A 13858-nucleotide genomic window follows, 5' to 3' on the forward strand; every position below is an offset into this window, starting at 1 on the left:
CCTCCTACACATCCCGTGTTACCCGCACCACTTCTTCTGGCGAGGTCGTGCCCGAATCGATCCAGCGGTCGCCGTCCTGCCGCATGGTGCGCATGCCCGCCGCCTGCGCGGCGTTGCGCAATTCCTGCTCGCCCGCGCCTTCATGGATCAGCTGCCGCTGCGCGTCGTCCACGGTGTACAACTCGTGGATGCCGGTGCGGCCGAGATAGCCGGTGTGGCTGCACGTGGCGCAGCCCACCGGCCGGTACACGGTGCGGCCGTCCGGCTCGGTGTGCGCTTCCTTGCAGTCGGGGCACAGGCGCCGGACGAGACGCTGCGCCAGCACCCCCAGCAGCGAGGACGACAGCAGGAAGGGTTCCACGCCCATGTCGGTCAGGCGGGTCACCGCGGACACGGAGTCGTTGGTGTGCAGCGTGGCCAGCACCAGGTGGCCGGTCAGCGAGGCCTGCACCGCGATCTGCGCGGTTTCCAGGTCGCGGATCTCGCCGATCATGATCACGTCCGGATCCTGGCGCAGGATGGCGCGCAGCGCCAGCGCGAAACTCATGCTGATCTTGGCGTTGACCTGGGTCTGGCTGATGCCGGGCAGGTCGTATTCGATCGGGTCTTCAACCGTGAGGATGTTGGTGGTGGTGGCATCGAGCCGGCCCAGCGCGGCGTACAGCGTGGTGGTCTTGCCGCTGCCGGTGGGGCCGGTGACCAGGACGATGCCGTGGGGCTGGTGGATGAGCCGGTCCAGTTGCTTGAGCAGCCCGGCGTCCATGCCCAGGCGGGACAGTTCGAGCCGGCCCGCCTCCTTGTCCAGCAGGCGCAGCACGGCCCGTTCGCCATGGCCGGTGGGCAGCGTGGACACCCGCACGTCGATGGGGCGGCCGCCCACGCGCAGCGCGATGCGGCCGTCCTGCGGCAGGCGTTTTTCCGAGATGTCGAGGTTGGCCATGATCTTGATGCGCGAGATCAGCGCCGCGTGCAGCGCCTTGCGCGGGCTGACCACGTCGCGCAGCGTCCCGTCCACGCGGTAACGCACCACCGAGTGGGTCTCGAAGGGCTCGATGTGGATGTCGCTCGCCCCGTCGCGCGCGGCCTGGGTGAACAGCGCGTTGATCATCCGGATGACGGGCGCGTCGTCCTGGGTTTCGAGCAGGTCTTCCACTTCGGGAATGTCCTGCATCAGGCGTGCCAGGTCGATCTCGTTCTCGGCCGCGCCCACCACCGCGGCGGCATCGCCGGTGTCGGCGTAGGCCGCGGTCAGGCGGGTCTCGAGTTCGGCGTCGGAGATCCGCGCGATGCGCACCGCACCGTGGCGGCGCTGGACCTCGGCGATGGCCCAGGCCGGCGTGCGGGGGCTGACGGTCAGCAGGTTGCCGTCGGGCCGCATGCTGAGCAGCGCCCGCTGGGCGCGGGCCCACGAATAAGGCAGCGGGTTCATGGCCGCGTCACGATCTCGGCGGCGTAGCCCAGGTCACGCAGGGCCGCCAGGGTGGTGTCCACCGTGACGCGGTCGCGCGCCACGCGCATGCGCACGTCCCAGCGCTGCGCATCGTCGTGGACCACGTAGGCGCTCATGCCGGAGTCGGCGATCCGGCGTGCCGCAAGCTGGGCTTCGCTTTCGGACGGCGCGCCGAACACCTGGAGCACGATGATCGGGTCGGTCGATTGCAGCGCGGAGACGTCGCGCGGGATGGTCGTGGGAGGGACGTTGCCGGCGCCGGCGCGGCCGCTCTGCACGGGGTCGCCCACGCCGGGCACGCGCGGCGGCAGCTGCGGCGCCTGCATGTCGGGCAGCAGCCAGTGCGAGCCGGGCTGCGCCTGGGCCTGCTGGGCGCGCATGTATTCGTAGCGGTCGATCATCAGGCTGCTTTGCGAGCCGCCCTCGCGCACCACGTAGGGGCGCAGGAACACCATGAGATTGGTCTTGGTGCGCTTGCGGTTGTCGTAGCGGAAGAGGTTGCCCAGCACGGGAATGTCGCCCAGGCCCGGCACTTTTTCCACGCTGCCGGTGACCTGGTCCTGGATCAGCCCGCCGATGACGATGATCTGGCCGTCGTCCACCAGCACGTTGGATTCGATGGCGCGTTTGTTGGTGATGATGCCCGCGCTGTTGGACTTGCTTTCGTCGACGCTGCTGACTTCCTGGTAGATGGTCATCTTGACCGTGCCGCCCTCGGATACCTGGGGCTTGACCTTGAGCGTCAGGCCCACGTCCTTGCGCTCGATGGTCTGGAACGGACTGACGGTGGAGGTGCTGCCGGTCTGCGCGTACTGGCCGGTGATGAAGGGCACGTTCTGGCCGATGATGATGCTGGCCTGTTCGTTGTCCAGGGTCAGCAGGTTTGGCGTGGACAGGATGTTGCCGCCGGCCTGGGTTTCCAGGGCGCGGGCCAGGAATCCCAGGTTGGTGACCTGGCCGATGCCCGGGATGTTGACCGAGCCCTTGGCGATACCGATGCTCAGGCCCTTGCCGATGGAGCCGATGTTCTGCGCCGCGCCGATGATGTTCGAGCCCGTGCCGCCGAAGCTGGTGCCGCCCACGACGGCGGTGCCGTTGCCCGCGTTCAGGTTGCCCAGCCCGGTCAGCCACTGGATGCCGAACTCGGCGGCGGTCTCGGCCGAGACCTCGACGATCAGGCTTTCGACGAAGATCTGCGCGCGGCGCACGTCGAGCTGGTCGACGATCTCGCGCAGGCTGCGGTAGAGCGGCTCGGGCGCGGTGATGATCAGCGTGTTGGTGGTGGCGTCGGCCTGTACCGTCGCGCCGCCGCCGGTGAACACGGTCGAGCCGGCCTGCGTGGTGCCGGTGCCCAGCCCGCCGGAACCGCCCAGCCCCGTCGCGCCGCCGAGGGCGCCGGAGGTGCTGGAGGTGTTGGAGTTGTTGCTCAGCGACGAGGTGCTGTTGCCCGACAGGCCCGTCGAGCCGCTCATGCTGGAGCCGAGTCCGCCGCTCATCCCGCCGCCCAGGCTGCCGGTGCCGCCCATCGTGCCGGTGCCCGACTGTCCGGTCAGCACGCCGCGCAGCACCTCGGCCAGCTTGACCGCCTCGGCGTTGCGCAGGTAGACCACGTGCATGTTGGTGGCGCGGGCCGCGGGGTTGTCGAGCCTGGCGATCAGGTCGCGGGCGAGCTTGTTGCGCGCCGGGCTGCTGGCGCGCAACAGGACGCTGTTGGTGCGGGGATCGGCCACCGCGGTGATCCGCTGCGTGGCATCGCCGCCGGTCCCCGGGTCGAGCAGCTTGGTGACCAGCGCGGCCACGTCGGTGGCGATGCCGTTCTTGATCTCGATCAGGTCGGTGGCGATGGCCGAGGGCGTATCGACGCTGGCGATGACGTTGGCGATGCGCTTGAGGTTGTCGGCGTAGTCGGTGATGACCAGCGTGTTGTTGCCCGGGTAGGCGTTGATCGGGTTGTTCGGCGCGATCATGGGCCGTAGCACGGGCACCAGGTTGGTCGCGCTTTCGTAGTTGAGCTTGAACACCTGGGTGACGAGCTGGCCGCTGTTGGCGCCGGCGCCGCTGGTGACCGGGCTGCCTTGCAGCTTGGCGTCGGCCTCGGGCACCACCTTGCTGACGCCGTCCACTTCCACCACCGCGAAGCCCTGCATGCGCAGCGCGCCCAGCAGCATGCGATAGGCCGTGTCGCGGTTGACGGGGTTCTCGGAAACCAGCGTCAACTGGCCCTTCACGCGGGGGTCGACCAGGAAGGTCTTGCCGGTGAACTGCCCCAGCGCGCGCACCACCGCTTCGAGTTCGGTATTGACGAAGTTGAGCACCACGCCGTCGGCCGCCGAAGGATTGGCGGCGCCAGCGGCGGCGGCTGCCGCGGCCGGCGGTACGGCCAGCGCCAGCAGGGCCGAGGAGACCGCCACGGCCAGCGTCCGGGCGAAGGGCGCCGGGGCCGGTCGGTTGCGGAAAGGAGCTTGGTTGAGCATGGGCATGATGTTAGCGGCCGATTTGCAGGATGGAGTCGTCGCCCGAGCGGCGACCCAGCGCCGATAGCGTGCTTTGCAGCGCGGCGCGGGTCTCGGGCGAGGCATTGGGGGCGGGGCGGGCGACCCCTTTGAAACTGAAGCCGGTGCGCGCGGTCCAGCGGCCGGTCCCTTCCATGGTCAGGGGGCCGGACAGCGTGGACAGCGCGAGCGCGACGGCGCCGCCGGCTTCGCCGGTCAGGCGCGCGCGGTAGTGGCCGATGGGCCGCAGCAGCGACAGCGCGGTGCTGGCGTCGCTCCATTCGGCGTCCAGGAGCTCGCCGGGCGGAATGCCGCCGTTGAGCCGCAGGGACGGCCACTTGAGCCGCAGGTCGCCGGCGGGGCGCAGGGTGTTGAAGGGCGCGCCCAGTTGCGCCAGCGTCGAGGCGGGCAGCTTCAGGGTCCGGCCCGACAGCAGGAAGCCGTTGGTCTGCAAGCGCAGGCCCAGCGGGCCGTCCAGCCAGGGATGGCGGATTTCGACCAGCGGGCCGCCGTCCCACTTGGTTTGCCATTCGATGGGCGTGGGCAGGGTACTGCGCGCTTCGGGGAAGCCAAGGGCGAGCAGCGCGTTGCCCCGCCAGAGGGTGCCGGAGGCATCGACCACGGCCACCGGCCACTGACCCGGCAGGATCGCGATCAGCCAACGGGCCGGCAGTACCGCCAGGGCGGCGGCCAGGGCCACCAGGGCGCACAGGAGGAACTTGAGCCAGGTACGCATCAGCGGCCCTGTCCGGTCGCGGCCGGCGTGAAGACCAGGACGCCCGAGGCCTTGCCCGTCAGCAGGCGGCCGTTGTCGTCCGTGGGGCGTTCGAGATCGGCTTGCGCCAGTTGCAGGCGCGTGCGGCCGGGCACCGAGGCCAGCCACTGCATCAGGCCGGCGGCCTGCACCTGATCGACGCTGACCTGCCAGGCCTCGCCGGTGGTGCCCGCGGGGGCGTCGGCGGGGGCGACCTCGGCGGCGATGCCGGCGCGCTCCAGGCTTTGCGCCAGGGCCTGGCGGGTTTCGTCGGCCGTCATCCGGCCGCTGGTCACGCGTTGCAGGCTGCGCGCCTCGGCCGTCAGCGCGTCGACGCGGGCCGCCTGCGTGCGCAGCAGCGGCAATTGCGTTTCCAGGCGGCTGGCGCGGGTCCAGGCGGGTTCGACGAACAGCAGGAATACCAGGGCAATGCCGGCCACCGCGCCGGCGATGCCCAGCAGGCGGCGCTCGCGTGGCGCGAGCCGGGCCCAGCGCCGCCCGGCGTCGTCGCCCAGCCGGGTGAGCGCCGGCGGCATGGAAAGCTTGAAAGCGGGGAGATTCATCGTCGCGGGTTGTCCTGTTGAATGCGCACGCCGCCTTGGGACGCCGGGCGCGAGCCCCCGTCCTGACCCGCGCTGGCGGCGGAGCGGATGGTCCAGACCCCGTCGTCGTGGGTGACGTGCAGGCTCAGGCCCTCGGCGCGCTGCATGATGGCCGGATCGATTTCCATCCGGTTGACCGCCGGCGCGGGGGCGGGCGCGGGAGCCTGTTCCCGGCGCGAAGTGAAGCGCCGCAGGCCGTGCGTCGCCTGTTGCTGCGGCGCCGGTGCCGGCGCGGCGCCGGCCTTGGCGACCATGCCTATGCCGTCATCCACCAGTTCCAGCTTCAGTTCGCCCAGGGTGTAGCGCAGCGCGACGACGTTGTTCGTGGCGGCCGGCAGCAACTGCGTGGTCGCCAGCGCCAGCGGCAGGAAGTCGGACGAACCGAATTCGCCGCCCGCCGCCCGCAGCGCGTCGCGCCGCTGTTCGGCCTGGCGCAGCGGATCCAGTACGACGGGAATGTCCGGGAATGCCGTCTTGACCTGGGTGGTCATGCGCTGGCGCAGCGCGACTTCCTCGCGGCCCAGTTGCCAGGCGTGGATGTTCAGGCCCACCAGCCAGACGGCGGCCGCGCCCGCCGCCCAGGCGGCCGGCTGGCGCCACGGCGAACGGCCGGACCGATGGGGTTGCAGGTCGCCCAGGGCCAGCGACCAGCCCGGATGCATGCCCTGCCAGCGCGCCGCGGCGGGCAGTACGCGCCGCTCGGTACCCGACAGCTCGGGCCAGCCCGCCGGCTGCGGGTCGATCCAGCCGACGGCGCCGGGCGCATCCTGTTCGAGCGCGGGCAGCAGCGCCGCCACCGCCGGATCGGCATCGGTCGTGGCGAAGGGGTCGATGGCCCAGACCTGGCCGGTCTGGGGGCCGGTGCGCACCACCACGTGGTCGTCGCGCACCAGCACGGTCCATCCCGCGTCGGTCAGCGGCAGCGCCAGCGGGGCCGGCACCAGGGCGTCGGCGGGCAGGCCGCTGTCGGCCAGCAGCCGCAGGGCGCGCGCCACCGGTTCGCGGGCCGCCCATGCCACGGAGACGGAGCCGTCGCCGGCACGGGCGCCGTGGGCGACGGCCAGGCTTTCGATGTCGCCCAGCAACATGGGCTCGACCGCCCCCGCGACGGCCGCCTGCAGCCGGTGCGTGGGCAGCGGCGGCACGGTGACGGTGGTCAGGACGCTGTCGGACGGGTGCAGGATGGCCTCGACGCGGCTGGGCGGCACGGCCGCGGCCAGCTCGGCCAGCGGCAGTTCGCCCGTCCGCTGGACGGCATGCTGCCGGTCCAGCAGCGCGAACGCCACCCGCGAGTCGGCATGCAGCATGGATAGGGCGGGCAGCTCTAGCCGCAACGTTGTCTTCAATTGGTCTCCCTCTTCCAGACCACGGTGGGTGAATTGGCATTGGCCCGCGAGACGAGCGCCTGCATTGTGACGGCAGCGCGCTCCAGCGTCACGGTACCGGAAACCATGAACCACTTGCTGGCGGTGACGATCTGCGAGTCGCTGATAGTAATGTCAGGATTGGCCAGGCGGTTGCCGAAATCGGCGCGGTCGTTGAACCAGGTGCCGGCGTTGCGCTGTTCGGTCAGCGCGCGCGCCTGCGCCAGGGACAGTCCCGGCACCACCGCCGACAGTACCTCGGCGGGCGCCGTGTTGGCGTTGACCGCGGTGGTTTCGGGCAATACCGTGACGTAGGGGCGCAGGGCCTCGATGGTCTTCTCGTCCACGTCGGTGATGCCTTCCAGGTCGTCCACCGTCCGTATCATCGGGGCCGAGGGCCCGCGGCTTTGCGTGGCCTCGCCGTTCTGGCCGGTTCCCGTGCCGGTCCCGGTGCCGGTGCCGGCGCTCGTTCCCGTACCGGTTTCCCCCGAGCCGCCGGGCACGGCCTGGGCGCTGGCGATCCGGATGGCGATTCTCGGTGCCAGGCCGCCAGGCAGGCCCAGCATCGCGCACAGCCGGTCCATGGCCGCGATCTCGAGGGGCTGCGGCACGCCGGCCTTGGCCAGGTTGCGCAGGTTGTACTTGCCCTGCTCGTCCTCGATGCGGCCGGAGAACAGGGCCACCCTGTCGTCCCCGGGCCGGGTGATGCGGGTATCGGCCACGGGCGTGGCCCACAGCTCGCCCAGGCGCGTCGTGCTGTTGCGGCGGGCGTCCTCGCGCAGGACCAGCCGCGCCCAGTCCAGGCCGCCCTGCAGCAGCCAGCGGGCCTGGATGCGGGCCTGTTCGTTCTCGACCGCCCGCACCGACGCCGCCTGGCGCTGGAACAGGCCGGTCACGAGCACGGCCACGGCGGCCACGATCAGCAGGGCGCTGATCACCGCCATGCCGCGCTGCCGGCGCGGGGCGCGAGGATACGGGCACCGCTTCATTCGAGCACCACCACGCGGCGATAGCGTTCCACGCGTTCGCCGGTCCGGCGTTCGGCCGACAGCTCCAGGCCGGTGAACGGGGTGCCGGTGGCGGGGAACGGGGTGCTGATCCAACCCTGGCCGGGCACCCAGGCGCGTAGGGCGAAGCGCGTCACGCCCCCCAGGATGGCCGCGCCGCCGCCCGCCGCGGGCAGGGGATAAAGGCGGGCCGAGGCGCCGGCCGCGCGGCGCAGCACCGTGCCGTCCAGGAACCAGACGACGCGCTGCCAGCCGGCCGGATCGGCGGCGTCGGCGCGGATGATCTCCAGCGTGGCGGAGGCGTCGGGCGTTTCCTTGATCGTGATGCGCAGGCTTTGCGGCAGGCGCGCGCCGGTGGCCGTGGCGGTGCCGGTGTCCAGCAGCGCGTCCGGGGCGCGCATGGCCAGGTCGCGTTCCATCTGGCCCAGCATGCGCGTGACGTTCTCGACCTCGTCGGCGTCGCCCGCCAGCCGGCGCTGCAGGGCACTGACGTTTTCCAGTCCGCGCCACGAGATGATGGCCACCACCGCCATCAGGGAGATGGCGACCAGCACCTCGATAAGCGTGAAGCCGGCCTGCGCGCGTCGGGTCATGGCAGGGCGCTCAGGAAACCGTTGACCTGCGCCAGCACGTGGCCGGGATCGCCCTCGGGATGGACGCGGATCATCACCTGACGGATGTTGGTGTTGTCGGAATTGGTGAAGACCTGTTCGCACTGCATGGCCTGGCCGCCCTGGGGGCAGGCGACCAACTGGCGGCCGGGGCTTGGCATGAGCCGGGCCAGGCGCAGTTCGGCCAACTGGTTCTCGGCCTCGACCAGCGCCAGCGACTTGGCGCGCAGCGCGGCATTGTTCTGCGCGATCAGGCCGACCGCCCGCACCGAAGCCGCCAGCGCCACACCCACGATGGCAAGGGCGACCAGCACTTCGACCAGGGTGAAGCCGGCGTCATTGGACCGCATAGCGTCCCGCCTCGTCGCGCAGGATGGTCACGATCGCATCGGCGTTGCGCAGCCGGACGATGAGCGGACCGGGGATCCATTCCGACGTGAACACGGGCGGACCGGGCGGCTCCACCTGCACGGTGACCGGGCCGTCGGCCCAGCGCCGCGGGCGCAGCAGTTCGTCGCGGCCGAAGGTGTCCAGCGTGGTGGAGGAGGTACCGGCGGCCATGACCGCGCCTGGGGTCAGCGCGCGCGCGCGGCGGACGAAGCGATAGCCCTGTTCGTCCGCCTGCCAGGTGATGCGGCGGCCGTCGGCCCGGACTTCGCCCTGGGCCACCGAGAACAGCTGGGCCAGGCGCACGGCATCGTCCCTGAGCAGCTTGCGGCGGTCGGGGAAGGCCCGGATGGTCACGGCCGCTGCGGCGATGCCGACGATCACGACCACGACCATCAGTTCGATCAGCGTGAACCCCCGGGCGCGCCGGGGATCAGAGGTCCCAGGAACCGACGTCGGCATTGGCGCTTTCGCCGCCGGGCTGGCCGTCGGCACCCAGCGAAAACACGTCGACGTCGGCGCCGTGTACGCCCGGGTTCAGGTATTGGTACGGATTGCCCCAGGGGTCGGCGGGGAGGCGGTCCAGGTACTGCTTCCAGTTGGGAGGCACCTGTCCGGTCGCGGGCCGCTCGACCAGGGCGCGCAGGCCTTGCTCGATCGTGGGGTAGCGGCCATTGTCCAGGCGGTATAGCTTCAGCGCCTGCATGATGCCGGAAATGTCCTGCCGGGCGGCAACGGCCCGGGCCTGGTCGGGCCGATCAAGCACCCGGGGCACGACCAGTGCCGCCAGAATGCCCAGGATGACCACGACGACCATGATCTCGATCAGGGTAAAGCCGGCCTGGCGCCGGGCGCGGATAGAGCGTGACCGTGTCACAGCGTAAACTCCGTGTCGTAATTTGCGGCACCTATTATCGCTGCTTTAGATGACAATTCATGATGCGGGTATCCCTGTCACATTCATCCCGCAAAATGGACCGTTTTGACCGGCCGCGCCAAGGCGGCCCCTGCCGGAGTCAGTGATGCGGGTAATCCCCAGCCTCCCCCGATTGAGCACCTTCGTCGCGCTGCTCGCGCTCGCGGCGGGCATAGGCGTGTGGGGAGCCATCCTGCTCGCGCCGTCCCCCCCGCCCGCTCCACCCACCGCGGTGATCGATGGCGCCCTGCAGACCGACACCGGCCCGGTGGCCGGCTGGTTCGGCACGGGGGCCGGGGCGAAGATCCAGGTGGTGGTGGCGGGCCTTATCGCCGCCGGGCCTCGCGGCTCCGCGGTCCTTGCCATAGATGGCCGCCCCGCCCGCGCCTATGCGGTCGGCACCCAACTGGCCGAAGGCGTGACCCTGGCTGAGGTCCTGGGCGGTGGCGTGGTGCTGGACCAGGGCGGCCAGCGCGTCGAAGTCCAGGCCACCAAGCTCCCCCCCGTGGACGGCATCCGGACGGTAGGCTCCGCCCGGCCGTGAGACGGCCCGAGGGCAAAACGCAAGTTTCCGCCCCGCCTCTCGGCATGCCGCACAGTTGGCAGCCAGCGAGCAACGATGCTACGCCCCAAGACAGCGGCACTAGACCCAGGATGCGGTGGATCCGGCTCCGCCGGTCCACCCGCATCGCCCCCTGGGGGGCGCGCGTCAGCGCGTAGGGGGGGTTACAACACCCCGCGCCGCATCTGATCCAGCTCGATCGATTCGAACAGGGCCTTGAAGTTGCCTTCGCCGAAGCCTTCGTCGCCCTTGCGCTGGATGATCTCGAAGAAGATCGGGCCGATCACGGTCTGCGTGAAGATCTGCAGCAGCAGGCCGCCGCCGGGGGCGCCGTCCAGCAGGATGCGGTTCTTCGCCAGCCGCGCGACGTCCTCGCCGTGGCCCGGCAGGCGCTTGTCCAGCAGTTCGTAGTACGTATCGGGGGTGTCCAGGAAGGCCACGCCCGAGGCGCGCAGCGCCTCGACGGTGGCGTAGATGTCGTCCGTGCCCAGCGCGATGTGCTGGATGCCCTCGCCGTGATAGAGGTCCAGGTATTCCTGGATCTGGCCCTTCTCGTCGTTGCCTTCTTCGTTGATGGGAATGCGGATGCGTCCGCAGGGCGAGGTCATGGCCCTGGACTTGACTCCGGTGACCTTGCCTTCGATGTCGAAGTAGCGGATCTCGCGGAAATTGAACAGCCGTTCGTAGAAGTCGGCCCATTCGCTCATGCGGCCCCGGTGCACGTTGTGCGTCAGGTGGTCGATCAGGGTCAGGCCGGCGCCGCGGTGGCTGGCGTCCTGGCTGGCCCGGGCCGGCTCCAGCGGCTCGAAGTCGACGTCATAGATGTCGATGTCGCCGATTCCGCCGTCGCGGCCGTTCTTGCCGCGCCACCTGTCCACGAAATAGATCAGCGAATCGCCGATGCCCTTGATGGCCGGGATGTTCAGCTCCATGGGGCCGCTGTGCCCGTCGAAGCCCCAGGCGCCCAGCTCCAGCGCGCGCTTGTAGGCCGCCGCCGCGTCGTTCACGCGGAAGGCGATCGCACAGATCGAGGGGCCGTGCTGGCGGGCGAATCGCTGCGCGAACGAATCGGGCTCGGCGTTGACGATGAAATTGATGCCGCCCTGGCGGTAGAGCAGCACGTTCTTGTGGCGGTGGCGGGCGATGGCCTTGAAGCCCAGGCCCTCGAACACCTTGCCCAGGGCCACGGGGTCGGGGGCGGCGTATTCGACGAATTCGAATCCGGCGGTGCCCATGGGGTTGTCCCAGGGCTGGAAGGGGGTGGTCATGGCTGTCTCCGCTGTGGCGCCGCGCGCCTCTGATCGAAAGGAATCTCAGACGGAATTGTAGGAACGATCGCGAGGCGAATGATTCCAAAGATTGCTCATGGAGCGGTTGGTTTTGAAATAAAATTGCTTAAAGCGTTTTATGATTGGTTAATCATGCCTGAAGTCGAATTGGACCGCACGGATCGGCGAATCCTGGAGGAATTGCAGCGTGACGGCCGGCTGACCAACCAGGAGCTGGCCGAACGCGTGGCGCTGTCGCCCAGCCCTTGCCTGAGGCGCGTCCGGCGCCTGGAGGCCAGCGGCGTGATCCGCCAGTACGTCGCCATCGTCGATGCCGAGAAAGTGGGCCTGGGCCTGCTGGCTTACATCAGCGTGCGGCTTCAGAAGCACATGGACGGCGGCCACGCGCCCATCGAGCAATTCGCCCGCGACGTCCTGGGCTGGCCCGAGGTCGTGGCCTGCTACGCGATGACGGGTGACATGGATTACCTGCTGCGCGTGCAGGTCGTCGATCTGGCGCATTTCTCGCGTTTTTCCATGGATACCCTGATGAAACATCCCGCGGTCGTGGATATGCGCTCCAGCTTTGCGCTCAAGAAGATCAAGGACGTGCCGCAAGCCATCGGTCCGGCGAATCCGCGCTGAAAAGTACGATAGGATGAAAGCATGAGTACCGAGGGCAACCAGTTCAAGCTCGACCCCAAGAGCCGGATTTCGCTATATGTGCAGTTGGCGGATGCCCTGCGCACCAAGATCACCGCTGGCGAGTGGCCGGTCGGCTACCAGCTTCCCCGTTACGAGGTGCTGGCCGAGCAATACCAGGTCGCGCGGATCACCGTCCGCCAGGCGGTGAATGTGCTGGTCCAGGAAAACGTGCTGGTCTCGAACCGCGGGCGCGGCACGTTCGTGTGCGAGGTTCCGGGCGCCGCGCCCGGGCATTTGCGCACGCCCATCGCGGGCCTGTCGCCGCGCGCCGGCGGCTTTTCCATCGTCGTGCACGAGGTGGTGCACGATGCCGTCCTGCCGCCGGAGCTGGTCGCCAGCGGCAACTTCTACGATTCCTATGTGGAAGTGATCAAGACGCACGTGCGGGAAGGCAAGCCCATCGGTGTCTACAACATGTTCGTGGCCCGCCACTTGTACGAGCGCTTCCCCGGCGGGGCCGCGGCCTCCGAGCTGCTGCTGCAGCTTGCCCTGCAGCACGCCGAGGAAGACATCGATCATTCCTACCAGACCATCAGCATCGAGACGGCCGACATGGTGCTGGCCAGGAAGCTCGACTGTCCCTACGGCGCTCCGGTGGCCAAGCTGGTCCGCAAGCTGATGACCACGGATTCGCGGGTGCTGACGGCCGGTATTTCCTACTACCCGGGCGACGTGTTCCTGATGGACATCGTCATTCCCAAGGACGTGCTGGTCGCCCACCGGCCGGCCGCGGTGCTGGCGCCCGGCTAGCCGCGGTTCAGGCGGCGCCTACCTGCAGCAGCAGCTTGCCGCTGTGGTCGCCCTGTTCCATGTCGCGGTGGGCCTGGCTGGCCTGGGCCAACGGGTAGGTCTGGTGCACCCGGGTCTGGATGCGATCGCCCACCAGCGGCCAGACGACCTTCTTCAACGCCTGCGCCACCAGCGCCTTCCTGGCGGCCGGCAGGGGACGCATCATGGCGCCGGTCACGCGCGCTTCCTTCTGCATGACCGCGCGCAGCGACAAGGACACCGGCGCGGTACCCGAGGACAGGTGCAGGATGCGGCCGCCATAGGCCAGCGCGGCCAGGTTCTGCTCCATGTGCCGTCCGCCCGACATGTCGAGGATCACGTCCACCGGCGTGCCGGCTTCCTGCAACAGTTGGGCGAAGGGTTCGGTCTTGTAGTTGAAGGCGCGGCGGGCGCCCAGGCTCAGCGCCAGGGCGCATTTTTCGGCGCTGCCGCTGGTGGCGTAGACCGGATGGCCCAGCGCCGACAGCAACTGGACGGCGAACACGCCCACGCCGCTGGTCGCGCCGTGGATGAGCACCGATTCGCCCACTTGCAGCGCCGCCAGCGAAAAGAAGTTGTACCAGGTGGTGAAGGCCGCTTCGGGCAGGCAGGCGGCCTGCTGCAGCGTCAGGCCGGCGGGGACCGGCAGCACCTGCTGCCAGTGGGTGGCGACGTATTCGGCATAGCCGCCGCCGTTGACCAGCGCGCACACCTGCATGCCGACCTCGAGCCCGCGCACCAGCGATCCCACGGCGTGCACCGTGCCGGATACCTCCAGGCCGGGAATGTCGGACTCGTGGTCGTTGGGGCCGCGCGAGCGTTGGCCGCAGTCGTGGCGGTTGACGCCGGCCCATGCAACCTTGACCACCACCTCGTCGGCGGCCGGCTGGGGGATGTCGCACCGGGCGGGAACCAGGACCTCGGGCCCTCCGGCCCGCGAAATGATGATCGCGTCTTGCTGCATGATGGGAT

General features: G+C 69.8%; 15 protein-coding genes. 3 read left to right on the forward strand and 12 right to left on the reverse strand.

What is annotated here, in order from left to right:
- Window positions 1-4: 4 nt before the first annotated feature.
- The 10 genes from gspE to gspG are packed head-to-tail and all read right to left on the reverse strand — an operon-like array spanning window position 5 to window position 9544.
- Window positions 5-1429 (reverse strand): type II secretion system ATPase GspE, encoded by a 1425-nt coding sequence (gene gspE / locus WKR98_RS07555; RefSeq protein ID WP_124687552.1) that lies wholly within the window; start codon window positions 1427-1429, stop codon window positions 5-7.
- On the reverse strand, window positions 1426-3924 hold the full coding sequence (gene gspD / locus WKR98_RS07560; RefSeq protein ID WP_341432538.1) for a type II secretion system secretin GspD: 2499 nt from the start codon (window positions 3922-3924) through the stop codon (window positions 1426-1428). The genes gspE and gspD overlap by 4 nt, the downstream gene beginning before the upstream one ends.
- Window positions 3925-3934: 10 nt before the next feature.
- Window positions 3935-4678 carry a type II secretion system protein N gene (gene gspN, locus WKR98_RS07565; RefSeq protein ID WP_341432539.1) on the reverse strand — a complete coding sequence of 248 codons (744 nt, stop codon included), beginning with the start codon at window positions 4676-4678 and terminating at the stop codon, window positions 3935-3937.
- Entirely contained in the window at window positions 4678-5259 is a 582-nt protein-coding gene (gene gspM, locus WKR98_RS07570; protein WP_124687555.1) for a type II secretion system protein GspM, read from the reverse strand. The genes gspN and gspM overlap by 1 nt, the downstream gene beginning before the upstream one ends.
- Window positions 5256-6644 carry a type II secretion system protein GspL gene (gspL, locus tag WKR98_RS07575; RefSeq protein WP_341432540.1) on the reverse strand — a complete coding sequence of 463 codons (1389 nt, stop codon included), beginning with the start codon at window positions 6642-6644 and terminating at the stop codon, window positions 5256-5258. The genes gspM and gspL overlap by 4 nt, the downstream gene beginning before the upstream one ends.
- Window positions 6641-7606, reverse strand: a complete 966-nt coding sequence (gspK, locus tag WKR98_RS07580; protein WP_341432541.1) for a type II secretion system minor pseudopilin GspK — start codon at window positions 7604-7606, stop codon at window positions 6641-6643. Before gspK ends, gspL begins: the two co-directional genes overlap by 4 nt.
- Window positions 7607-7647: 41 nt before the next feature.
- Window positions 7648-8262 carry a PulJ/GspJ family protein gene (locus WKR98_RS07585; protein WP_341432542.1) on the reverse strand — a complete coding sequence of 205 codons (615 nt, stop codon included), beginning with the start codon at window positions 8260-8262 and terminating at the stop codon, window positions 7648-7650.
- Complete coding sequence (gene gspI, locus WKR98_RS07590) at window positions 8259-8630, reverse strand: type II secretion system minor pseudopilin GspI (protein WP_124687559.1); 372 nt, start codon at window positions 8628-8630, stop codon at window positions 8259-8261. Before gspI ends, WKR98_RS07585 begins: the two co-directional genes overlap by 4 nt.
- Window positions 8617-9129 carry a prepilin-type N-terminal cleavage/methylation domain-containing protein gene (locus WKR98_RS07595; RefSeq protein WP_124687560.1) on the reverse strand — a complete coding sequence of 171 codons (513 nt, stop codon included), beginning with the start codon at window positions 9127-9129 and terminating at the stop codon, window positions 8617-8619. Before WKR98_RS07595 ends, gspI begins: the two co-directional genes overlap by 14 nt.
- On the reverse strand, window positions 9101-9544 hold the full coding sequence (gene gspG / locus WKR98_RS07600) for a type II secretion system major pseudopilin GspG (protein ID WP_341432543.1): 444 nt from the start codon (window positions 9542-9544) through the stop codon (window positions 9101-9103). The genes WKR98_RS07595 and gspG overlap by 29 nt, the downstream gene beginning before the upstream one ends.
- 145 nt (window positions 9545-9689) lie before the next feature.
- Between gspG and WKR98_RS07605 the strand changes: the two genes are divergently transcribed.
- On the forward strand, window positions 9690-10127 hold the full coding sequence (locus WKR98_RS07605) for a hypothetical protein (RefSeq protein ID WP_192901790.1): 438 nt from the start codon (window positions 9690-9692) through the stop codon (window positions 10125-10127).
- A gap of 182 nt (window positions 10128-10309) precedes the next feature.
- Here the strand turns inward: WKR98_RS07605 and hppD are convergent, their stop codons facing one another.
- On the reverse strand, window positions 10310-11413 hold the full coding sequence (gene hppD / locus WKR98_RS07610; protein ID WP_341432544.1) for a 4-hydroxyphenylpyruvate dioxygenase: 1104 nt from the start codon (window positions 11411-11413) through the stop codon (window positions 10310-10312).
- 153 nt (window positions 11414-11566) lie between these two features.
- Between hppD and WKR98_RS07615 the strand changes: the two genes are divergently transcribed.
- Both WKR98_RS07615 and WKR98_RS07620 read left to right on the forward strand, forming a co-directional pair.
- Window positions 11567-12058 carry an Lrp/AsnC family transcriptional regulator gene (locus WKR98_RS07615; RefSeq protein WP_124687562.1) on the forward strand — a complete coding sequence of 164 codons (492 nt, stop codon included), beginning with the start codon at window positions 11567-11569 and terminating at the stop codon, window positions 12056-12058.
- 21 nt (window positions 12059-12079) lie between these two features.
- Window positions 12080-12868, forward strand: a complete 789-nt coding sequence (locus WKR98_RS07620) for a GntR family transcriptional regulator (RefSeq protein ID WP_124687563.1) — start codon at window positions 12080-12082, stop codon at window positions 12866-12868.
- 7 nt (window positions 12869-12875) lie between these two features.
- Here WKR98_RS07620 and WKR98_RS07625 read toward each other — a convergent pair whose 3' ends face one another.
- The gene (locus tag WKR98_RS07625) at window positions 12876-13850 is read right to left on the reverse strand and encodes an NAD(P)H-quinone oxidoreductase (RefSeq protein ID WP_124687564.1); all 975 of its coding nucleotides are present in this window, start codon (window positions 13848-13850) and stop codon (window positions 12876-12878) included.
- Window positions 13851-13858: the final 8 nt, after the last annotated feature.

It is taken from the genome of Pigmentiphaga sp. YJ18, from assembly GCF_038066655.1.
Lineage (GTDB): Bacteria > Pseudomonadota > Gammaproteobacteria > Burkholderiales > Burkholderiaceae_B > Pigmentiphaga.